The sequence below is a fragment of the Arthrobacter sp. 05T47 genome, from assembly GCF_056395825.1.
Genome location: NZ_JBFTKG010000010.1, coordinates 76815 through 96902, shown reverse-complemented (window position 1 = coordinate 96902; position 20088 = coordinate 76815). Strand labels below are relative to the sequence as shown.

General features: G+C 65.4%; 20 protein-coding genes. 17 read left to right on the top strand and 3 right to left on the bottom strand.

Annotation, left to right across the window (positions count from 1 at the left end):
• Positions 1–223: 223 nt before the first annotated feature.
• The 14 genes from AC1DEY_RS09840 to AC1DEY_RS09775 all read left to right on the top strand — a co-directional run bounded on the left by AC1DEY_RS09840 (position 224) and on the right by AC1DEY_RS09775 (position 13920).
• Positions 224–1348, top strand: a complete 1125-nt coding sequence (locus AC1DEY_RS09840; RefSeq protein ID WP_476867770.1) for an MraY family glycosyltransferase — start codon at positions 224–226, stop codon at positions 1346–1348.
• Between the two features lie 117 nt (positions 1349–1465).
• Positions 1466–1951, top strand: a complete 486-nt coding sequence (locus tag AC1DEY_RS09835; RefSeq protein WP_476867769.1) for a hypothetical protein — start codon at positions 1466–1468, stop codon at positions 1949–1951.
• Positions 1944–2306 (top strand): hypothetical protein, encoded by a 363-nt coding sequence (locus AC1DEY_RS09830; RefSeq protein WP_441407504.1) that lies wholly within the window; start codon positions 1944–1946, stop codon positions 2304–2306. Before AC1DEY_RS09835 ends, AC1DEY_RS09830 begins: the two co-directional genes overlap by 8 nt.
• A gap of 91 nt (positions 2307–2397) precedes the next feature.
• Positions 2398–3198, top strand: a complete 801-nt coding sequence (gene atpB, locus AC1DEY_RS09825) for a F0F1 ATP synthase subunit A (protein ID WP_441407505.1) — start codon at positions 2398–2400, stop codon at positions 3196–3198.
• 125 nt (positions 3199–3323) lie between these two features.
• On the top strand, positions 3324–3542 hold the full coding sequence (gene atpE, locus AC1DEY_RS09820) for an ATP synthase F0 subunit C (RefSeq protein ID WP_091559519.1): 219 nt from the start codon (positions 3324–3326) through the stop codon (positions 3540–3542).
• Positions 3543–3590: 48 nt separating this feature from the next.
• Positions 3591–4142, top strand: a complete 552-nt coding sequence (locus tag AC1DEY_RS09815) for a F0F1 ATP synthase subunit B (RefSeq protein ID WP_441407506.1) — start codon at positions 3591–3593, stop codon at positions 4140–4142.
• Positions 4142–4966 (top strand): F0F1 ATP synthase subunit delta, encoded by an 825-nt coding sequence (locus AC1DEY_RS09810; RefSeq protein WP_441407507.1) that lies wholly within the window; start codon positions 4142–4144, stop codon positions 4964–4966. The genes AC1DEY_RS09815 and AC1DEY_RS09810 overlap by 1 nt, the downstream gene beginning before the upstream one ends.
• Positions 4967–5053: 87 nt before the next feature.
• Positions 5054–6691 (top strand): F0F1 ATP synthase subunit alpha, encoded by a 1638-nt coding sequence (atpA, locus tag AC1DEY_RS09805; RefSeq protein ID WP_441407673.1) that lies wholly within the window; start codon positions 5054–5056, stop codon positions 6689–6691.
• Between the two features lie 76 nt (positions 6692–6767).
• Positions 6768–7661, top strand: coding sequence for a F0F1 ATP synthase subunit gamma (locus tag AC1DEY_RS09800; RefSeq protein WP_441407508.1), 894 nt, complete (start codon positions 6768–6770; stop codon positions 7659–7661).
• 82 nt (positions 7662–7743) lie between these two features.
• On the top strand, positions 7744–9198 hold the full coding sequence (gene atpD, locus AC1DEY_RS09795) for a F0F1 ATP synthase subunit beta (RefSeq protein WP_441407509.1): 1455 nt from the start codon (positions 7744–7746) through the stop codon (positions 9196–9198).
• Between the two features lies 1 nt (position 9199).
• Entirely contained in the window at positions 9200–9484 is a 285-nt protein-coding gene (locus AC1DEY_RS09790) for a F0F1 ATP synthase subunit epsilon (RefSeq protein ID WP_390206215.1), read from the top strand.
• A gap of 10 nt (positions 9485–9494) precedes the next feature.
• Complete coding sequence (locus AC1DEY_RS09785; RefSeq protein WP_476867768.1) at positions 9495–9926, top strand: DUF2550 domain-containing protein; 432 nt, start codon at positions 9495–9497, stop codon at positions 9924–9926.
• Between the two features lie 5 nt (positions 9927–9931).
• On the top strand, positions 9932–11338 hold the full coding sequence (locus AC1DEY_RS09780) for an alpha/beta hydrolase (protein WP_476867767.1): 1407 nt from the start codon (positions 9932–9934) through the stop codon (positions 11336–11338).
• On the top strand, positions 11335–13920 hold the full coding sequence (locus AC1DEY_RS09775; RefSeq protein WP_476867766.1) for a bifunctional lysylphosphatidylglycerol flippase/synthetase MprF: 2586 nt from the start codon (positions 11335–11337) through the stop codon (positions 13918–13920). Before AC1DEY_RS09780 ends, AC1DEY_RS09775 begins: the two co-directional genes overlap by 4 nt.
• 215 nt (positions 13921–14135) lie before the next feature.
• Here the strand turns inward: AC1DEY_RS09775 and AC1DEY_RS09770 are convergent, their stop codons facing one another.
• Together AC1DEY_RS09770 and nucS are read right to left on the bottom strand one after the other, a co-directional pair.
• Positions 14136–14339 carry a cold-shock protein gene (locus AC1DEY_RS09770; RefSeq protein ID WP_011692441.1) on the bottom strand — a complete coding sequence of 68 codons (204 nt, stop codon included), beginning with the start codon at positions 14337–14339 and terminating at the stop codon, positions 14136–14138.
• Positions 14340–14626: 287 nt separating this feature from the next.
• Entirely contained in the window at positions 14627–15322 is a 696-nt protein-coding gene (nucS, locus tag AC1DEY_RS09765) for an endonuclease NucS (protein WP_026266819.1), read from the bottom strand.
• A gap of 71 nt (positions 15323–15393) precedes the next feature.
• Here nucS and AC1DEY_RS09760 point away from each other — a divergent pair, with 71 nt between their 5' ends.
• Complete coding sequence (locus AC1DEY_RS09760; RefSeq protein WP_476867765.1) at positions 15394–15774, top strand: ATP/GTP-binding protein; 381 nt, start codon at positions 15394–15396, stop codon at positions 15772–15774.
• A 36-nt stretch (positions 15775–15810) separates the two neighbouring features.
• Complete coding sequence (locus AC1DEY_RS09755) at positions 15811–16620, top strand: alpha/beta hydrolase (RefSeq protein ID WP_476867764.1); 810 nt, start codon at positions 15811–15813, stop codon at positions 16618–16620.
• 3 nt (positions 16621–16623) lie between these two features.
• On the opposite strand, the gene AC1DEY_RS09750 is transcribed toward AC1DEY_RS09755, so the two are convergent.
• A complete protein-coding gene (locus AC1DEY_RS09750; protein WP_441407674.1) occupies positions 16624–17793 on the bottom strand; it encodes an AI-2E family transporter in 1170 nt (389 codons plus the stop codon).
• Between the two features lie 334 nt (positions 17794–18127).
• Between AC1DEY_RS09750 and AC1DEY_RS09745 the strand changes: the two genes are divergently transcribed.
• On the top strand, positions 18128–20086 hold the full coding sequence (locus AC1DEY_RS09745) for a hypothetical protein (RefSeq protein ID WP_476867763.1): 1959 nt from the start codon (positions 18128–18130) through the stop codon (positions 20084–20086).
• The last annotated feature ends 2 nt before the right edge of the window (positions 20087–20088 follow it).

The following is a 20088-nucleotide window of genomic DNA, read 5'->3' as shown; positions in this document are numbered from 1 at the left end:
TTAGTATCTTGACTAGAGTCCACTGTAATACAGCCCTGTCAGGCACTACGCACTGCCTGCCCTGCGCACGGCGACGGAGAAGTTTCATTTTTCGAAAGACTGTTCCACGGCAACTTAATTCCCCCCATTTCCGCAGCTCACCGGTGCCTCCGCCGCTGCGGAGCGTGCCGCCGTGTCTTGCCTGCGCGGACCGCGCTGGCAATGCCTGGTTGGTGGTCTTCCCGTGATCATGTACCTGCTCATGATGCTGACGGCAGCGATCGTGAGCTACGCGGCTACATGGGGCGCCCGGCTGGTAGGCAACAGGCTGGAACTGTATTCGCCGATCCGCAGCCGTGACATGCATTCCACGCCGATATCCAGGCTCGGCGGCCTGGGCATCTTCGCGGGGGTCCTGGTCGCATTGGTTACGGCGAGCAATTCGTTCTTCGTCAAGGACATCTTCCGGAACAACACCGCTCCCTGGGGGATTCTCGCCGGGGCCGCCGTGATCGTGCTGGTCGGTGTGGCGGATGACCTGCTGGATCTGCGGTGGTGGATCAAGCTGATCGGCCAGAGCGCCGCGGCACTGGTCGTGGCCACCTGGGGAGTGCGGATGACGATCATCCCGTTCGTCCCCGAGCCGTTAGTGATTCAGAACGAGGCCGTGAGCATCGTGCTGACCGCCGGGCTGATCGTGACCACAATGAACGCCTTCAACTTCATCGACGGACTGGACGGCCTCGCCGCCGGTGTGGCGATCATCGGGGGAGCGGCGTTCTTCCTCACGGCTTACTGGGTGCACCGCACGGCCGTCCTGCTGGACCGTTCGGACCTGGCGACCCTCCTGACCGCCATCGTGGTCGGCAGCTGCGTCGGGTTCCTGCCGCACAACTGGTTCCCCGCGAAGATCTTCATGGGCGATTCCGGGGCCATGCTGATCGGCCTGATCATGGCCTCGGCCGGCATCGTGTCCACCGGCCAGATCAGCTCCGGCCTCTACGACCGGGCCAACGGTATCCCCACGGTCATCCCGATCCTGCTGCCGTTCGCCGTGCTGTTCCTGCCGCTGCTGGACCTGGGCCTTGCGGTGGTCCGGCGCACCGCGCTGGGCAGATCGCCGTGGTCCGCCGACCGCGGGCACCTGCACCACAAGCTGCTGGACATCGGGTACTCGCACCGCGGCGCCGTGGTGCTGATGTACCTGTGGACCTGCATTCTTGCCTTCGGCGGCCTCGCGTTCGCGATCTTCCCCTGGCACATTGTCCTCGCCGTCGATCTGGCCGCCGCGGTCATCATGGCCGCGGTGACGGCCTGGCCGTACCTGCGGCAGCGAGGGCCCGGAGCAATGGCCAGCACACCCGAGTAACCATTGCCGCCGCCGTCCGACGCGCTTTTCCGAATAATTTCTATCTAATGTAGAATTCAGGGGCGGCGCCACGCCGACCACCTTGACCAGCATCACGCCATCGACGATTGGGATCTCATGACCTCCAACGCCGAACCCGGACCCGCTTCCGGCAACGGACCAGTTGGTGTCTCTGGCCCCACAAAATCCCTGTGGCTCAAACTGCTGGCCTGGAGCTCGGCCACTTCGGCCGTCGCCTTGGTCCTGACCGGCATCGCCGCCTTCGTCTTCAACGGCGCGGTCGGGTTCTGGTCCTCCCTCTTCGGGGGAGCCCTGGTGATGGCGTTCTTTGCCATCAGCCTCGCGGTGGGCCACTTCGTTGGCCGCAACAACCCTTCCGGAGCGATCGGACTGTTCGTCGCGACGTACTTCGTCAAAGTTGTCGGCTTTGCCGTGGTCCTCTTCGCCATCGGGACTCCGGCCTGGCTGCACGGCCGCTGGTTCCTGATCGGCGCCGTCGTGACTGTCGTGTTTTGGCAGGCAGCCGAAATTTACGGTTTCAGCAAGGCCAGGCTCCAAATTTACAACGACCCCGAAACCCGAAAAGACGGCACCGATGTTTAGCCGCAAAAAGGGCCAACGGCCAGTCACCGGACCGCTTGCCGGACAGATTAACAAGCCAGCCAAAACACCTAAAACCACAGCCGGTGCCCCCGGCGTATCGACGGATGGCAGCGACGGCGGATACAACGCCGGGATCGCCGTCTTCAGCTACATTGTTGGCGGAATCATCGTCTGGAGTTTGATAGGGTGGGGACTGGATAATCTGTGGGGAACCCGCTGGATTGTGCTCGCAGGCGCTCTGCTTGGAGCTGCGGGAGGGTTCTATCTTTCTCATATGCACGGCCTCACCAGTAACAGAACTTCAGCTGATGACGGCGATGCTGCACGTGGCCCGTCCCAGGACGAGGAACAGTAATGCCAAATAATTTCACAGGGGGAGAGGCGGGCAGTGATGTCGCCGGTCCCCGACCAACGCCCAATGATGGACACTGCAGAGAGGAAACGCGTTGATCGCGCTTGCGCTCCCGGCCCAAGATTCAGGAACCTTCACGCCTCCTGGAATTGAAGAACTTCACCTGCCGGCTATCCTGCCTTGGGGTGCGGCCGAAGGATTTTCCAAGCAGATGCTGCTGGTTATCCTCTCGGTCGTCATTATCGCTACATTCTTTCTGCTAGCTGCACGGAAGCAGCAGCTCGTCCCCGGCAAGCTGCAGTTCGCAGGCGAGGCCGCTTATAGCTTCGTCCGCAACGGCATTGCCAAGGACATCATCGGCGGCCGGGACTTCATGAAGTACGTCCCGCTGTTGTTCACCCTCTTCTTCTTCATCCTGGTGAACAACATCTACGGTGCAATCCCGCTGATCCAGCTTCCGACCTTCTCGCACGTCGGCGGTGCCTACGTGCTCGCGGGGATCGTGTACGTCACCTGGATCGCCATCGGCGTCAGGAAGAACGGCCTGAAGTACTTCAAGCTCGCTACGGTTCCTACCGGCGTTCCCTGGTACATCCTCCCGATCGTTATCCCGATCGAGATCATCTCCAACTTCCTGGTCCGCCCGGTCACGCACAGCCTCCGTCTGTTCGCCACCATGCTGGCCGGCCACCTGATCGTCATGATCGCGGGAGCGGGCATTGAGTTCCTCGTGATGCAGGAAAGCGTCCTCATGAAGGGCGCGTCCGTACTCGTCCTTGGTGGCGCCATCGCGATGTACATGCTCGAAGCGCTGATCATGGTGCTGCAGGCCTACGTCTTCACGCTGCTGACCGCGATCTACATCGAAGGCGCGCTGCACGCCGACAGCCACTAGGCACCCTGCCAGCAGGCGCGACGCCAACAGGCACCACGCCAGCAGGCACAACATAGTCTTCCCCTCACGGGGATGAAGCAACCCAAACAACCTGCCACATGGGTGGCATCTTGAAAGGAAGAAAAATGGAAGGCTCCATCAACGGCTCCATCAACCTCGTCGGCTACGGCCTCTCCGCCATCGGCGGTGGTATCGGTGTGGGTCTCGTGTTCGCCGCTTACATCAACGGTGTGGCACGTCAGCCGGAAGCCCAGCGCGTCCTGCAGCCGATCGCATTCCTCGGCCTCGCGCTTACTGAAGCCCTCGCCATCCTTGGCCTGGTCTTCGCGTTCGTTCTCAAGTAAACAGAACAACCGAACATCCAGAACCGAGTAGATAAGGACGGGTGAAATATGAATCAAGCGATCATCTCAGCCGCCACTGAAGGCGGTACTAACCCCCTTGTTCCCAATCCCTGGGAAATGCTTGTTGTCTTCGCCGGCTTTGCTCTCCTCATGTACATCGTGGTCAAGTACGTTGTCCCGATGTTCGAGAAGACCTTCGCGGAGCGGGCCGAAGCCATCGAAGGCGGCATTGCCAAGGCCGAACAGGCCCAGGCCGAGGCCTCCGCAGCCCTCGAAGAGTACAAGCAGCAGCTCACGGAAGCCCGCGCCGAAGCCAACCGCATCCGTGAGGAAGCACGCGCCGAAGGTGCCCAGATCCTTGCAGAGCTGAAGGAGAAGGCGGCTGCCGAGTCGGCCCGCATCACCGCACAGGCCCACGCGCAGATCGAATCCGAGCGCCAGGCGGCCGTTGTGTCGCTCCGCGCGGAGGTCGGCACGCTGGCCACGACGCTGGCAAGCCGCATCGTCGGCGAAGCACTGAGCGACGATGCACGGTCGGCCCGAGTGGTGGACCGCTTCCTGGCAGATCTGGAGAACCAGAACGCGGGTGTAGCTAAGTAATGGCAGGTGTATCGAGCGAATCGCTGGCCGCTGCGCTGGCGGCCTTGGAAGCAAAGCTTCCCTCCGCGTCGCTGCAGTTGGCAACGGAACTGTTCGGAATCCTGGGGACCGTGGACAGCTCCGCTGGTTTGCGGCGGGCCCTGACTGACCCGTCCCGCAGCGGTGACGAAAAGTCGGCGCTGGTCAAGCAGCTCTTCAGCGGGAAAGTATCCGCTGACGCTGTTCAGATCGCTGCCGGACTGGCCAGCTCCCGCTGGGCATCCGCACGGGATATCGGCGATGCACTCGAGACTCTTGCCGCTTCGGTGGTCATCGCTGTTGCCGAGAACAAGTCGGCCGTCTCTGCCTCCGGGCTCACCGGACTGGAAGCGCTGGAGAACGATCTGTTCTCCTTCAACCAGGCCGTCGAGTCCAGCCACGAGGTCCAGCGTGCTCTGTCCGAGCCGCAGGCCAGCCCGGCCGCCAAGGTGACCCTCGCGGAAAAGCTCGTACCTGGTGCGAGCGAGGAAGCGAAAGTCCTGATCGGACAGGCCGTCACGGCACCGCGCGGGCTCAAGGTCACCAAGCTGGTTCGCCGTTTCGCCGAGCTCGCCGCCAAGCGCCAGCAGCGCTGGATTGCAACGGTCAGCGTCACCCGTCCGCTGACGGCGACCCAGACCAGCCGCTTGCAGCTGGGGCTGAACGCCCTCTACGGTCGCGAGCTCAAGATCAACCTGAACGTTGACCCGGCACTTATCGGTGGAATCCGGATCCAGGTTGGTGACGAAGTGGTTGACGCTTCCGTCGCCGCCCGCCTGGGCCAGCTCCAGCGCCAGATCGCCTAGCCAGCCGGACAAGCACAACCTAACGACAAGAAACCCCGGTCATCGTGAGCAACGATGATCACGAAAACAGGAGAGCAGGGACTGCAGATGGCCGAATTGACCATCAACGCCGACGACGTCCGTAATGCGTTGAACGAGTTCGCGGCGTCCTACGAACCCGGAAACGCAGAGCGCGTAGAGGTCGGCCGTGTAACAACCGCAGGTGACGGCATCGCCCGTGTTGAGGGCCTTCCCTCGGTCATGGCGAACGAGCTGCTTCGCTTCGAAGACGGCACCCTGGGCCTGGCCCAGAACCTCGACGTCCGCGAGATCGGTGTCATCATCCTCGGTGACTTCACCGGAATCGAAGAAGGCCAGGAAGTCCACCGCACCGGACAGGTTCTGTCCGTGCCGGTTGGCGACGCCTTCCTCGGCCGCGTGGTTGACCCGCTGGGCCAGCCCATCGATGACCTCGGCGACATCAAGGCCGAGACCACCCGTGCCCTGGAACTCCAGGCACCGGGCGTGACCCAGCGTAAGTCGGTCCACGAGCCGATGCAGACCGGGCTCAAGGCTATCGACGCCATGATCCCGATCGGCCGCGGCCAGCGTCAGCTGATCATCGGTGACCGCCAGACCGGCAAGTCCGCCATCGCCATCGACACGATCATCAACCAGAAGGCCAACTGGGCTTCGGGCGACGTGAAGAAGCAGGTGCGCTGCATCTACGTAGCCATCGGCCAGAAGGCGTCCACGATCGCGGCCGTCCGCCAGACCCTCGAGGACAACGGCGCACTGGAATACACCACCATTGTGGCTTCCCCCGCGTCCGACCCCGCAGGCTTCAAGTACCTGGCACCGTACGCCGGCTCGGCCATCGGCCAGCACTGGATGTACGGCGGCAAGCACGTCCTCATCGTGTTCGATGACCTGTCCAAGCAGGCCGAGGCCTACCGTGCAGTGTCACTGCTGCTCCGCCGCCCGCCGGGACGCGAAGCCTACCCGGGCGACGTCTTCTACTTGCACTCCCGCCTGCTGGAGCGTTGTGCCAAGCTCTCCGACGAGCTCGGTGCAGGCTCGATGACCGGCCTGCCGCTGATCGAGACCAAGGCGAACGACGTTTCCGCCTACATCCCGACCAACGTGATCTCCATCACCGATGGCCAGATCTTCCTGCAGTCGGACCTCTTCAACGCCAACCAGCGCCCCGCTGTCGACGTCGGTGTGTCCGTCTCCCGCGTCGGTGGCGCCGCACAGGTCAAGTCCATGAAGAAGGTCTCCGGTACCTTGAAGCTGGAACTGGCCCAGTACCGCGACATGCAGGCCTTCGCCATGTTTGCCTCGGACCTGGACGCCGCATCGCGCCAGCAGCTGACCCGTGGTGCCCGCCTGATGGAACTGCTCAAGCAGGGCCAGTACTCGCCGTTCCCGGTCGAGAACCAGGTCGTCTCCATCTGGGCCGGCACCAACGGCTACCTGGACGACGTTCCGGTTGAGGACATCAACCGCTTCGAGACCGAGTTCCTGGAGCACCTGAAGCACAAGTCCTCCATCCTGACGACGCTGGCTCAGACCAACGTCATGGACGATGACACCGCGGAAGCGCTGAAGACCTCGATCGTGGCCTTCAAGAAGGGCTTCTTCGGCGAGGGCGACAACCTCCTGGTTGGTGCGGGGCACGAGGAGCACGCCGCCATCGACGAGGCTCAGGTCGACCAGGAAAAAATCGTCAAGCAGAAGCGCTAGTTTCGCTGGCAGGGACTGCCGGAACCCCGAGGGGTTCCGGCAGTCCCGGCCACCGGGATCTTAGGAAAGGATAAGTATGGGAGCCCAGATTCGGGTCTACCGCCAGAAGATCAGCTCGACGACGTCGATGCGCAAGATCTTCAAGGCGATGGAACTGATCGCTACCTCGCGCATCGGCAAGGCCCGCGCACGCGTAGCGGCTTCACTGCCTTACGCAAACGCGATTACGCGTGCCGTTTCTGCTGTCGCAAGCCAGAGCGAAATCGACCACCCGTTGGTCACCGAGCCCGAGCAGATCCGCCGCGCCGCCGTCCTGGTGATCACCTCGGACCGTGGCCTTGCAGGTTCCTACTCGGCCAGCGTGCTCAAGCAGGCCGAAGGCCTCACCGAGCTGCTGCGTGAGGAAGGCAAGGAAGTCAAGACCTACGTACTCGGCCGCAAGGCACAGGCGTACTTCGACTTCCGCAACCGTCCCTACGCGCGGGTATGGACCGGCAACACGGACGCACCGGAGTTTGCTACGGCGCAGGAAATCGGCGCCGCACTGCTCGAGGATTTCGCTACGGCATTTGAAGAGGACGGCGTGGACGAGATCCACGTTGTCTACACCCGCTTCAAGTCGATGGTCACCCAGGAGCCGACGGTCGTCCGCCTGCTTCCCCTCGAGGTTGTCGAAGAGCAGGCTGCGTCCGAATCGGACCTCCTGCCGCTCTACGAGTTCGAACCGGAAGCCGAGCAGGTTCTCGACGCCCTGCTTCCGCGCTACATCGAATCACGTATTTTCGCCGCCATGTTGCAGGCAGCAGCTTCCGAGCTGGCAGCCCGTCAGCGGGCGATGAAGTCCGCCGGCGACAACGCCACGGACCTCATCAAGAAGTACACGCGTCTGCGCAACACTGCCCGCCAGGCTGAGATTACGCAGGAGCTTTCCGAAATTGTGGCCGGTGCCGACGCCTTGAGCGCGTCCTAGCCAGCACGGTTCCGGATCCAGCTGTACCTGCACCAAAAGATAAACTTAACCCCCACGCCATCTACTGAGTGAAGTGAGAGAGATGACTGCCACCGCTACCGAACACGTAGCCGCAACGACCGGTGCTACCGGCCGCATTGCACGTGTTATTGGCCCGGTTGTCGACGTCGAATTCCCGGCTGACGCAATCCCCTCGATTTACAACGCACTCACCACGGAGATTACTCTCAACGGTGAGACCAAGACCATCACGTTCGAGACCGCCCTGCACCTGGGTGACAACCTCATTCGCGCCATCTCCCTGCAGGCCACCGACGGACTCGTCCGCGGCACCAACGTAGTGGACACCGGCTCGCCCATCACCGTTCCCGTCGGCGACGGCGTCAAGGGCCACATCTTCAACGTCCTCGGCAAGCCGCTTGACGTTGACGAGTCCGAGATCCAGGCTTCGGACCACTGGGCGATCCACCGCAAGGCTCCCGCCTTCGCGACACTCGAGGGTTCCACCGAAATGCTGGAAACCGGCATCAAGGTCATCGACCTCCTCACCCCGTACATCAAGGGTGGAAAGATCGGCCTGTTCGGCGGCGCCGGTGTCGGCAAGACCGTTCTGATCCAGGAAATGATCACCCGTGTTGCCCGCAACTTCGGTGGCACCTCGGTGTTCGCCGGCGTCGGCGAGCGTACCCGTGAAGGCAACGACCTCTGGGTTGAAATGGAAGAGGCTGGCGTCCTCAAGGACACCGCCCTTGTATTCGGCCAGATGGATGAGCCGCCGGGAACGCGTCTGCGCGTGGCACTGTCCGCCCTGACCATGGCGGAGTACTTCCGCGATGTGCAGAACCAGGACGTGCTGCTCTTCATCGACAACATCTTCCGCTTCACCCAGGCAGGCTCCGAGGTTTCCACCCTCCTCGGCCGCATGCCGTCGGCCGTGGGCTACCAGCCCAACCTGGCTGACGAGATGGGCCTCCTCCAGGAGCGCATCACGTCCACCAAGGGCCACTCCATCACCTCGATGCAGGCCATCTACGTTCCCGCAGATGACTACACCGACCCGGCTCCGGCCACGACCTTCGCACACCTGGACGCGACCACGGAACTTTCCCGTGAAATCGCTTCCCGTGGTCTGTACCCGGCCGTTGACCCGCTGACGTCGACCTCCCGAATCCTGGACCCCCAGTACATCGGCAAGGACCACTACAACACGGCTGTCCGCGTGAAGCAGATCCTGCAGAAGAACAAGGAACTCCAGGACATCATCGCCATCCTTGGCGTTGACGAACTCTCTGAAGAGGACAAGATCGTCGTGTCGCGTGCACGCCGCATCCAGCAGTTCCTCTCGCAGAACACCTACACCGCCAAGCAGTTCACCGGCGTCGAGGGCTCCACCGTGTCCATCAAGGACACCGTCGAAGGCTTCACCGCGATCTGCGACGGCGAACTCGACCACGTGGCAGAGCAGGCGTTCTTCAACGTCGGCGGCCTGGACGACGTCGAGCGCCAGTGGGCCAAGATCCAGGAACAGACCAAGTAATATGGCTGAGCTTGAGGTTGAGATTGTCGCAGCGGACCACTTCGTGTGGTCCGGAGCGGCCAAGATGGTCAAGGCCCGCACCAGCGATGGTGAAATCGGAATCCTGCCCGGCCACTCGCCCCTGCTGGCGATTCTGGCCGAAGGTGAGCTGGCAATCGAGCCGGTGTCCGGTGACCGTATTGCTGTAACTGTCGACGGGGGATTCTTCTCCGTCGACAACAACAGGGTGGTCATTGTTGCTGACAACGCCCAAATGGGCGAATCGGCTACTGCGGGGATCCGCTAGCACGACCTTGATGAACGATATTGGTTTGCCGTTCATCGTCCTGGCAACGGCGTTTGCGTTGCTGGCCTTTGCGCTGTGCCTTGCGGGGGTGCGCCGCTTCAATCTGCGGCGTGCCCTCGGCACAGTGGACGCCTCCATTTGCACGGCTGGAAAAAGCTGGCAGATGGGGGTTTGTCGTTATCAGGACAACGACCTCGAATGGTTCCGCCTGGCCTCATTGAGCGTCCGTCCCAAACACACGTACCGGCGCAGCTCCCTGGAGCTGCTGGGCCGGCGCAAACCCACTGAATCCGAACTCCTCAAGGTCCAGCCCGACGCCGTAATCGTGGAGCTCCGCTACGAGGGGCAGCCGGTCCTTCTCGCCATGCGGTTCGACGCCTACACAGGGTTGTCGTCCTGGCTCGAGGCCGGACCCGTCATCGGCGTCGGGACCTGGCGCTAGCCCCCGTGGACTACCTCAATGACCTCCGCCTGATTGACGGGCCGGTGGTGTGGTTCACGTGGTTCGCCGGTGCGGCCGGCCTGGCCTACCTCCTCTGGCACGCCGTTTTCCGTCCCGCCTCTTTCCGGAACACCGCTTTTCGGCCCACCTCTTTCCGGGAGGTTCTCCGGCAAGAAGGGCAGCACCCGCCCCTTCCGGCCGCCGTCGTCGTGGCTGCCGTGATCCTGCTCGCCGCGGCGCTGACTGCGGCCGTGCACTGGTTCCTGATCTACGCGATCTCCGTGTTCGCCGCCGAGCTGCCGGCGGAGCCCCTCGCCTGGTCCGTGGCCGCCGTCGTCGCCCTGCTCTTATGGCTCATGGGCCTCGCCGGCCTGTGGGCGCGCCGGGGCAGCCGCACCAATCGCTGGCGCCCAAGCGCCGCCGCCACGGCCGCCGTCCTGGCCGTCTTCCTGCTTGCCGCGGCCCAGATCAACATCTATTTCGGGTTGAACCACACCGTCAGTGACCTCACCGGCACGGCCGTGGCCCGGATCCAGCCGCTCGAGGCCGGCCTGACACGCGCGGCCGGCGGCCCCGCCGCAATCGGGCTCGCCCACTGGCAGGCGCCCGCGGACCTTCCCGGCGGCGTCGTCCGCAGGGCTGTCATCCCCGGCACGCTCTCCGGCTTCCAGAGCCGGGAGGCGTACCTATACCTGCCGCCGGCCTACCAGAGTTCGCCCCGCCCCGCGCTGCCGGTACTGGTCCTCTTTTCCGGCCAGCCAGGGTCGCCGTCAGACTGGCACACCGGGGGAGCGCTCCGGGGCCGGCTGGACCGGTTCGCCGCACAGCACGCCGGGGTGGCGCCTGTGACGGTGGTGGTCGATCCGAACGGGTCGCCGTCGGGAAACACCCTGTGCATGGACAGCCAGATTGCCCGGGCGGACACCTTCTTGTCCCGTGACGTTCCGGACTGGATCAACCGCACCCTCGACGTCGATCCGGATTCCCGGCAGTGGGCCGTGGGCGGGTTTTCCTTCGGCGGCACGTGTGCCATGCAGATGGTGACAAGGCATCCCGACGTCTACAACGCGGCGCTGGCCTTCTCCAGCGAGAACGAGCCGGCCCTCGCGAAGGAACGCGCCAAGACCATCGAGGCCTCCTTCGGCGCCGACACCGCGGCCTTCGACCGGCAGACTCCGCTGAACCTCATGGCGGAACAGCGGTTCGACGGCCACGGGGTGTACTTCGCCGCAGGAGACCGGGACCCGGAATTCACCGGCTACATGGACCTGCTCTCCGAAGCTGCACGCCGCGCCGGCTTCAGCGTCGAAGCCCACCGGATCGCCAACACGGGGCACTCCTGGGACACGGTATCCAACGGCCTGCCCGGCAGCCTGGACTTCCTGGCCCGGCGCTGGGGGATCTCGCCATGAGCCAGGCCAACACCGGCAGCACGCGGACCGCCGCGGGCAAGGGACCCCAGGGGGCGTCGTTGCTGGGCGTCGGACGGCAGGGCCTGCGCCGGACACTCGCGCATTTCCGTGCCGTCCCGTTCACGCTGGCGGTCCTCGCGGCGTTCCTGGTCATCGGGGCGCTCACGGGCAGTTTCCTCTCCGGGCCGCCGCACGCCCTGCTGCCCATCGCCTCGGTCACGGCGCCGGGGCTCATGGCGGGGCACTGGTGGTCGATGTTCACCTCCCTGTTCTTCGCCACGAATCTGCTGGCCTACCTCGCGGCGTCACTGATGATCCTGCTGCTCCTGGGCCTCGCGGAGCGGCATCTGGGCACGCTGCGGACGGCCGTGTTCTTCTTTGTGGGCCAGTTTGCGGCTGTGACGCTGTTCCTGCTTGTGACGCAGGTGGCCCGGTATATCGGTGACGGCTGGCTTGGACTCATGGTCAACGCTCGGCTGATCGGCCCGTACGCCGCGGTCCTGGCCGTTGCGCTGGCCGCCAGCGGGCTCCTGCCCGCACTGTGGCAGCGGCGGCTGCGGACCGCCGGGCTGTCGGCGTCCCTGCTGCTGGTGCTCTACGTCGGGCACCCGGAGACGGTCGTCGGGCTCTGCGGAGCCCTCGCCGGACTGGCCGCGGGCTGGTGGATCCAGGACGACCGGGGGACCCTGCACCGCCACCGTTCCACCGGACGGGAAACGCGCAACCTGCTGGCGCTCACGGTCGCGATCTTTGCCGTGGGACCGATCCTGACGGCCGCCGTCAGCAGCCCCACCGGCCCCCTGGCCCTGTTGCGCGACGTCGTCGTGAACCCGCTGCCCACGCTGGGCCAGCTGGAGCAGAACTGCGGCGGGACGGTTGATGTCAGCTGCCTGGAGGCCGGCCGGGCGGGATTCGCCGGTCCGCTGGGCCTCGCGCTGGCGGTGGTCCCGGTGGTCCTGCTGTTGATCTGCGCGGACGGCATGCGGCACGGCCGCCGCCTTGCCCTGCGGATCGCCATCATCGTCCAGCTGGCCGTGACCGCCCTGGCCGCCGTATACCTTGCCCTGTTCGCGCGCATTCCGCACTACCCCAACCGGCCGCGCACGGCCGTGATGGGTTCAGGCTTCGTCCACGTCCTTCCGCTCGTGGCCGTTCCCTTGCTGCTGGCAATGCTGCTCTGGCTCAACCGCAGGCAGTTCAGGGTGGAGACGGCCCCGCGGACACGGCAGATTCTGGGCATGGTGGTCGGCGGGACGTGGCTGGGGCTCGCCGGGGCCTACACGGTGGCGTGGCTGGCAGCCGGCGGGATGGACCGCGACGGCGGACTTCTGGGCCTGACGGCGGAACTCACCCGACAGTACCTGCCGCTGCCCATTCCCGGCGTCTACAGCCGGCTCTTCCAGAACCGCTACCCCGTGGAGTCCTTTCTGTTCGCCTTCGCCGGGATCATCTTCTGGGGCGTCGCCCTCGCAGCGGTCTGGTTGGTCCTGCGCCGACGGCTGCACGGTACCGGGATGAACAGCACCGACGTCGGCTCCGAGGACCGGGACACGGCCCGTGAGCTCATCCGCCAGGGCGGAGACTCGCTGTCCTGGATGGCGCTCTGGGAACCGAACAAATACTGGTTTACGCCGGACCGGCGCGGCGGAGTGGCCTACCAGCAGCACGGCAACGTCGCCCTGACCCTGGCGGGCCCGTTCGGACCCGCCGGGCTCCATGAGGCGACCGCGGCGGGGTTCATGCGCTACTGCGCCGAGCACGCCCTGATCCCGTGTTTCTACTCCTGCACCGACCAGCTGTGGCCAATGCTCCGCGCCCGCGGTTTCCGCCGTGTGGCCGTGGCCCAGGAAACCCGGCTCGCCGTGCGTGAACTGGAGTTCAAGGGCAAGGAATGGCAGAACGTCCGCACCGCGCTGAACCGCGCGGCCAAGACCGGCGTCGAGGCCGTGTGGGGGCGCTACAGCGATTTCCCGGCGCCGCTGCGGACCCAGCTCAGCGAGGTCTCCGAAGAATGGGCCGCGCAAAAGCAGGTCCCGGAAATGGGTTTCACGCTCGGCAGCATGGACGAGCTCGACGACGACGAAGTGCTGTGCTGCCTGGCGGTGGAGGCCGAAGGACGGGTGCACGGCGTGACGAGCTGGCTGCCGGTGTACCGGGACGGGCAGCTGGTGAGCTGGACCCTGGATTTCATGCGCCGGCGCGGTGACGCCTTCCCGGGCGTGATGGAGTTCCTCATTGCCTCGGCCGTGCAGGAGCTCAAGGGTACGGTCGAGGTGATCTCCCTGTCCGGCTCGCCGCTGGCGAAGGATCAGACCGGAGACGACGCGGGGGACATTGGTGACACCGGAGCGGAGGGCCTGGCGGGGATTCTTGATGTGGTGGGCCGGGCCCTGGAGCCGGTCTACGGCTTCCGCTCGCTGGCAACGTTCAAGTCGCGTTTCAAGCCGGACTACCGCACGCTTTACCTTTACTACCAGGATCCGCTGCAATTGCCTGCGATGGGCCGTGCGCTGAGCCGCGCGTATCTTCCCGGGTTGTCCGTCCGGCAGAGCGCACGCCTGCTGCGCACCCTGGTTCGATAGCAGGGTTCGTTAGCCTGGTTCGTTAGCCTGGTTCGTCAGCCTGCGGCGTTTCCCCTTCGCGGGGCCGGGCAATTCGGAGCAACAATGCATCCGGGCCAAAAGCGCAGGACGGGAACACCGCGCCCAACAATGCACAAAAAACGATCCCCGGCACAAATGCCGGGGATCATTTTTGATGCCGGAAATGCCCTAAAGCAGTTCCTGGCGGACGAAGACTAGACCAGCGTTACGCCGGTAGCCTGGGGGCCCTTGGCGCCCTGGCCGATCTCGAACTGAACGCGCTGGTTCTCGTCGAGGGTCTTGAAGCCGCCGGTCTGGATCTCGGAGTAGTGAACGAAGACATCGCCGTCGGAGTCATCCGGGGTGATGAAGCCGAAGCCCTTTTCTGCGTTGAACCACTTGACGGTTCCCTGTGCCATTTGTTTCTCCTCATTGTGGATCTTGAATAAGTCCGGCGCACTTCGCACCGCACTTGGTCACTCTGCGAGAAGAACCTTTGGCGTCGGCCGGATTTCCGGACCTTGGCGGCAGGAGCTTCACGCTCGCAACATGTCTTGCGAGCATGAAAAAACACCTACACAAAGACTCGTATAAGAATTTCATGACACTTGCGTCAGGTCAACGGGCGAACGGGAGAATTGCATAAATTTTGTGCAAAGAACCGCTTAACGCGAATCCTCGCCCTGCAAAGCCCCTCGCCGCGTGCCTAGAAGAGCCTGGATTCGCTGTCGTCAACGCCGCGCATGGCGTCGTAGTCCAGGGTCACGCAGTCAATTCCGCGGTCCTTGGCGAGGACTTTGGCCTGCGGCTTGATCTGCTGGGCTGCGAAGATTCCCCGAACCGGGGCCAACAGCGGATCCCGATTGAGCAGTTCCAGGTACCGGGTGAGCTGCTCAACGCCGTCGATGTCGCCGCGCCGCTTGAGTTCAATGGCCACCGTGGCGCCGTCCGCGTCGCGGGCAAGGATGTCCACGGGGCCGATCGCGGTGAAGTACTCGCGGCGGATCAGCGAGAACCCGGTGCCGAGCAGTTCGATCTGGGCGGCCAGGAGCCGCTGGAGGTCCGCCTCGACGCCGTCCTTGATCAGTCCGGGGTCCTGGCCCAGTTCATGGGACGTATCGTGCAGCTGCTCATGAATGTTGATGATGAGCCGGTCGTCGGTCTTGGCGGACTGAACCGTCCACTGCTCGACGACGCCGACCTCGACGTCGACCTCGTCCGGCGTGGAGACCCGCAGGGACGCGGGAGGGCTCATCCAGTTCAGGGGTTTGTAGGATCCGCCATCGGAATGGACCAGGACGGAGCCGTCCGCCTTGACCAGCAGGAGCCTTGTGGCCAGCGGCAGGTGGGCTTTGAGGCGGCCGACGTAATCAACGGAGCAGCGGGCTATGACTAAACGCACCCGGTCCACTCTACCGTCTGCGGATCGGTCCCCGGGCTAGGGCTGGCGTCCGCCTGGGGCAGAATGGAGTCATGCCCCGTTCCAACCGTCCCCGCCGCGCAGGCTCTGCCAAGACAGGTTCTGCAAGGACAGGTGCCGGCAAGGGCGCAGCCGGAAAGGGCAACGCCGGGGCCAGGACCGGCCCGGCGCCGGAGCTTGACCTGGAGCGAGCCCGCTCAGGGTTCGCCCGGCGGGAAAGCGCTCCGGACGGTGAATGGATGGTCCGCTCCATGACCGCGAGCCGTGCCGAGAAGACCTACATCTGCCCGGGCTGCTCCACCGCCGTGCTGCCGGGGATCGCCCACCTGGTGGTCTGGTCCGAGGACCACCTTTTCGGCGCCGCCGCGGGCCTCGCCGAGCGCCGCCACTGGCACACCAACTGCTGGACCTCGCGGAGCTACCGGTATCGCTGACAGGTACCGCTAGGCAGTTTCGCTAAGGTGGGGGGCATGACTTTTGATCCCGCGTCGTACGTCTTCACCCAGCCGTCCGCGCCGACCGCCATCCGCGCCTCCACCGTCCTCCCGGCCCGCCGCGAGAACGTCGAACTCCGCACCTCGGACGGGCACCGGCTGGTGGGCGAGCTCGCGGTCCCGGAGTCCGGCGAGATCAAGGCAACACTCATCACGCTGCACCCGCTGCCGACGCACGGCGGCTTCATGGATTCGCACGTCTACCGCAAGGCGTCCTACCGGCTGCCGGCCCTCGCCGGGATCGCCGTGCTGCGCTTCAACACCCGGGGCACCTCCTCGCCGCGCGGAACCAGTGGGGGAGCCTTCGAGGAAGGCATCGGCGAGCGTCTCGACGTCGAGGCCGCCGTGCGGTTCGCCGTGGACCGGGGCCTGCCGAACCGGTGGCTCGTGGGCTGGTCCTTCGGCACCGAGCTTGCCCTGATGTACGGCGCCACGGAGCCCGTCGCCTCGGAGATCGAGGGGGCCATCCTGCTCTCGCCGCCGCTGCACCGGGCCACGGACGTACACCTGAAGGACTGGGCGCAGGCAGGCAAGCCGCTGAAGGTGCTGGTCCCCGAGCACGACGACTACCTGCAGCCGGCGGCTGCGGCGGCGAGGTTCGCGCTCGTGCCGCAGGCACAGGTGATAGGGGTCGACGGCGCCAAACACCTGTGGGTGGGGGAGAAGCACGCCGGACGGGTGCTCAACGAGATCGTGGACCAGGTTCTCCCCGGCAGCGCAGGAAATGGAAGCGCCGGGAGAGTGCTGCCGCAGGAATGGGACGGGCCGGTCGCCACCGCGCACTGACTGCTAGCGGCTGTCCTGGCGGGCGATGTAGATTTCCTTGACCAGCAGCATAATCGCCGCGGCTGTGGGGATGGCGATCAGGGCGCCGAGCACGCCGAGCAGGCTGCCGCCGGCGATCACGGAGATGACGGCCACGGCCCCCGGCACCGCCACGGCCTTCTGCATGATGCGCGGTGAGATGAAGTACGCCTCGAACTGGAGGTAGGCGAAGTAGCAGATCGCGAAGACCAGCGCCGTCTGCCATCCGGCCGTCAGCGCCACGAGCGTCACCAGGAACCCGGCAATCATGCCGCCCACGAGCGGGATGAACGCCAGCAGGGCCACCACGAACGCCAGCAGCGTGGCGAACGGCACCCCGATGATCGACATCACGATGAAGGCGAAGGTGGCGTTCAGCACGGCGACAGCGGCCTGGCCGATCACGTAGTTGCCGACCGAACCGGTGATTTCCTCCGCCAGGGCCTGGACCCGGGGCCGGCGCGAGCGCGGCGCGAGACGGTAGCCCCACTTCTTCATGGCCGGAAGCGCGGCGAGGAAGTACAGGCTCAGGACCAGTACGATCAGGGCGCCGAACAGCCCGTTGGCCACGGTGGAGCCGAAGCCGACCACGCCGCCGAAGATCCCGCCCATGGCCTCGGGGTTGTTGACGAACTTCTCCAGCTCCTGGGAGATGCGGTCCCGGATGCCGAACTGGCTGTCGACGTTCCGGAAGAAGTCCGAGTCGATGAACTCCTGGACCCATTTGGGCGCCTGCTGCACGATTTGCGTGACCTGCTGCACGATCGTGGGGATCAGGGTGGCGAAAAATGCGGCGACAGCCACTGCCAGGGTGGAAACGGACAGAAGGATGCCGGCGGCCCGGGGGACATTCCTGCGTTCGAGCCAGCGCACCACCGGGTCCAGTCCCAGGGTGATGAAGAGCGCCGTGACGATCCACAACAGCAGCTGGGTCGTGTTCGAACCGATCCAGTAGACCAGGAGCGCGACGCCGACGCCGACCGTGCCCATGAAACCCATGTACAGCGGGTGCTGGGCGGACATCCGGGGACCGGGACTGCCGAAGGGGGCATCGGACCCGGCAGCAGCCTCGGCCTCGTGCTCCGGCGGCATCTCGAAGCGGATCCTCGGCTGGGCCCCCGGCAGTGGCTGGCGCAGGCGCCGGGCCGCGGACAAAAGGAGGTTGGCCGCGGCATTCCTGGGACTGGCGGCTGATGGCCGGGGGCCGGAATCAGATGGCTGGGGCCCGCGTTCCTGGCTGCCGGATTCCTGGGCTTCATCTTGTCCGGCGGCGGACGAATCCGTGTGTTCAGTCACTGCGTTGAAGGCCCTTAATTCTCTGCGGCGCCCCTGGGGCGGCGCTGGTGTGATGATCACCGCAAACACTATCAGCAGGCTTGTCAGCACAAGGGCGGAGGCCAGGCGCGGGGGCCGTCGATAGGGGCGGGCCGGGCCGCCGATCTGACTCGCGGGTAACAAAATGGTTACTATTGAAGCTAACTGTCCGCTGATGATAGGTAGTATTTTGCGTTTCAAGACTGCAGTCGCCCTGGTGCTGCTTGGCCTCCTGACCCTCCTGGCCGGAATTGGCCAGAAGACGTTCTGGGCTCCACCGGAGACCATCACGGCCACCGCACAGGCCGGTACTGCCGCCCCGCTGACCGTTTTCGACGAGAAGCTCAGGACGCTGCATCCCGGGACCGTGAAGATCCAGGTCAAGGGTGAAGGTGCCTTCATGCTGGCCGCGGGCCGGCCGGACGACGTCGACGCCTGGGTCGGCAAGACGGCGCACAATACTGTCGCCGGCGTCTCGGATGACGGCAAGGCGCTGCAGGTGACGCACACCGACGGCGATGCTGCCGCGCCGTCGCCCGCCGGATCCGATCTCTGGGTCAGCACCGAGAACGCCACCGGAGACATGGACTACTCCTGGAACCCGCCGGCCGACGGCGACTGGTCCCTCCTGCTCGCGGCGGACGGCACCAAGCCCGCCCCCAGCTCCATCACCATGACCTTCCCGAACGACACCTCCACGCCGTGGGCCATTCCGTTCATGGTGCTCGGCGGACTCCTGATCATTGCCGGCGGCGCGATGCTGGTCCTCAAGCCGAAGGGCAACAAGCCAGGGACCCGGACCGGCGGCGGGGACGGCGGCGCGGGCGACAGCTCATTCGCCCGCCGTGTGCAGGCCAAGGCCGCGGCGCGGCGCGGGGGACAGGGTTCGGCTGCCGGCACGCAGGAGCCTGGCGCACCTGAATCCACGGCAACCGCAGCACCTGAAACGACTGCACCGGAAACCACGCCGCAGCCGACTGTGCCCGGCAAAACTGAGCCCGGGAAAACCGTGCCCGGGAAATCCAACGCGGAGAAGGCAGCCCCCGAGCAGCGCAGGGGCTCCGTTCTCTCCGGCGGGATGCGCCGTTCCGGCATCGTGGTTGCCGTGCTGACGGCCACCGCCGTCGCCGGAACGTCGGTGGCGGCCCAGGCCAGCCAGACGCCCGCTCCGTCACCCAGTGCTCCTGCCGCCAGTGCTCCGGCTTCGGACGCGGCGGCCCCGGGCGCTGCCGCCGAGGGGCAGGCCGGCGACGCTCCGGTGCTGCTGGACGCCCAGTTCCGCCGCGTCCTGGAACAGGTTGCCGGTGCCGTCGACGCAGGAGACGCTGCCAAGGACGCAGCCAAGCTGGCGCCGCGGGTGGCGGGCTCCGAGCTGCAGGTGCGCACGGAGAACTACAAAATCCGCTCGCAGGCGGCCTCCGTTGAGGCCCGCATGCCCGTCCGCGCCACCAAGCTGCTGACCACTGTGGTCACCAACAAGCGCAGCTGGCCCCGCTCCGTGATGGCCGTGACACAGGGCGACGGCAACGTTGTCCCGCAGCTGCTGACCCTGACCCAGACCTCCCCGCGGGAGAACTACAAGCTGGTCAGCAGCACGCCGCTGCAGCCGGGCGCCACCTTCCCGGCGATCGGGCGTGCCGGCACGGAGACGCTCGCGTCCTCGGACAAGGCCGGACTCCTGTACAGCGGTGACGAGGCGATGGCCGGGCTTGGTGACCGCCTGACCACAGCCGACTCAGCCTTCAAGGACAAGCTCGTCGAAGGACAGTCCTCCCCGTACATCGCGGACACGCTCGCCTACCAGGCCGACGTCGTCAGCTCGGGCGTCAACGGCACGTTCGCCTTCACGCATAAGGTGGCCCCCGAGAACACTGTCGTGTTCCGTACAGCCGATGGCGGGGCCCTGGTCCTGGGGCGCCTGAACTTCGCGTTCGACGGCACTCCGAAGGCCGACGGGGACAAGCTCACGATCGGCGACGACGCGGCTGCCCTGGCCGGCGGCAAGGAGACCAGCACCGGCATGGTGCTGAACTTCGCCGAGTCCGTGGCTGTCTACGTTCCGCCCGCCGGTTCCAAGGATCCGATGAAGCTCGTGGCCGCCACCCGCGGCCTGGTCGGGGCGGCTTTCAAGTAGCC

Excerpts from the sequence above, each read along its gene's own strand:
- AC1DEY_RS09775 (WP_476867766.1), top strand. The coding sequence starts at position 11,335 with ATGAGCCAGGCCAACACCGGCAGCACGCGGACCGCCGCGGGCAAGGGA.
- AC1DEY_RS09785 (WP_476867768.1), top strand. The coding sequence starts at position 9,495 with ATGAACGATATTGGTTTGCCGTTCATCGTCCTGGCAACGGCGTTTGCG.
- AC1DEY_RS09800 (WP_441407508.1), top strand. The coding sequence starts at position 6,768 with ATGGGAGCCCAGATTCGGGTCTACCGCCAGAAGATCAGCTCGACGACG.
- atpD (WP_441407509.1), top strand. The coding sequence starts at position 7,744 with ATGACTGCCACCGCTACCGAACACGTAGCCGCAACGACCGGTGCTACC.
- AC1DEY_RS09770 (WP_011692441.1), bottom strand. The coding sequence starts at position 14,339 with ATGGCACAGGGAACCGTCAAGTGGTTCAACGCAGAAAAGGGCTTCGGC.
- AC1DEY_RS09835 (WP_476867769.1), top strand. The coding sequence starts at position 1,466 with ATGACCTCCAACGCCGAACCCGGACCCGCTTCCGGCAACGGACCAGTT.
- AC1DEY_RS09830 (WP_441407504.1), top strand. The coding sequence starts at position 1,944 with ATGTTTAGCCGCAAAAAGGGCCAACGGCCAGTCACCGGACCGCTTGCC.
- AC1DEY_RS09745 (WP_476867763.1), top strand. The coding sequence starts at position 18,128 with ATGATAGGTAGTATTTTGCGTTTCAAGACTGCAGTCGCCCTGGTGCTG.
- AC1DEY_RS09790 (WP_390206215.1), top strand. The coding sequence starts at position 9,200 with ATGGCTGAGCTTGAGGTTGAGATTGTCGCAGCGGACCACTTCGTGTGG.
- AC1DEY_RS09755 (WP_476867764.1), top strand. The coding sequence starts at position 15,811 with ATGACTTTTGATCCCGCGTCGTACGTCTTCACCCAGCCGTCCGCGCCG.
- AC1DEY_RS09815 (WP_441407506.1), top strand. The coding sequence starts at position 3,591 with ATGAATCAAGCGATCATCTCAGCCGCCACTGAAGGCGGTACTAACCCC.
- AC1DEY_RS09760 (WP_476867765.1), top strand. The coding sequence starts at position 15,394 with ATGCCCCGTTCCAACCGTCCCCGCCGCGCAGGCTCTGCCAAGACAGGT.
- atpE (WP_091559519.1), top strand. The coding sequence starts at position 3,324 with ATGGAAGGCTCCATCAACGGCTCCATCAACCTCGTCGGCTACGGCCTC.
- AC1DEY_RS09810 (WP_441407507.1), top strand. The coding sequence starts at position 4,142 with ATGGCAGGTGTATCGAGCGAATCGCTGGCCGCTGCGCTGGCGGCCTTG.
- atpA (WP_441407673.1), top strand. The coding sequence starts at position 5,054 with ATGGCCGAATTGACCATCAACGCCGACGACGTCCGTAATGCGTTGAAC.